At 69.0% G+C, this 255-nt stretch carries 1 pseudogene; it reads right to left on the reverse strand.

Features of this window, described 5'->3' with window-relative positions:
- Positions 1-255 (reverse strand): annotated as a pseudogene (locus ACQG3P_RS20610) (glycine zipper 2TM domain-containing protein); the annotation flags it as partial.

Here is a 255-nt window from a genome sequence, read left to right on the forward strand (position 1 = left end):
CTCGGTGCCGATCACGGTGGCGTAAGCCTTTTCCTTCTGGGTCAGCGTATCGACCTTGACCACGTCGGCGTATTCGAGCCGGCCGGCCTTGTCCACGGCGAGTTCGTCGGTGCGCGCACCATCGGCGGCCAGCGGCGTGGTGTCCAGGCTCGGACGGGTCTGCGCGGCGGTAACCGGGTCGGTGGAGCGACCGCTTTTCATGAAGGCGGCGGTGGCGATGCCCCCGACCAGCAGGGCGCCTGCAGCGACCAGGAC

This window comes from Stenotrophomonas sp. SrG (assembly GCF_050031795.1).
GTDB lineage: Bacteria > Pseudomonadota > Gammaproteobacteria > Xanthomonadales > Xanthomonadaceae > Stenotrophomonas > Stenotrophomonas rhizophila_A.